The 203-nt window shown below is 56.2% G+C and carries 2 tRNA genes; both read left to right on the forward strand.

Features of this window, described 5'->3' with window-relative positions:
* Position 1: 1 nt before the first annotated feature.
* A tRNA-Met gene (locus SB660_RS24475) sits at positions 2-78 on the forward strand.
* 48 nt (positions 79-126) lie between these two features.
* Positions 127-203, forward strand: a tRNA-Asp gene (locus SB660_RS24480).

A 203-nucleotide genomic window follows, 5' to 3' on the forward strand; every position in this document is an offset into this window, starting at 1 on the left:
TCGCGGGGTGGAGCAGTTCGGTAGCTCGTCGGGCTCATAACCCGAAGGTCGCAGGTTCAAATCCTGCCCCCGCAACCAAATTATTTTATACACCAATAGGGAGTGCTCATTGAGTGCAACCAAAATGGTCCGGTAGTTCAGTTGGTTAGAATGCCTGCCTGTCACGCAGGAGGTCGCGGGTTCGAGTCCCGTCCGGACCGCCA

It is taken from the genome of Bacillus sp. SIMBA_005, from assembly GCF_046535585.1.
GTDB lineage: Bacteria > Bacillota > Bacilli > Bacillales > Bacillaceae > Bacillus > Bacillus pumilus.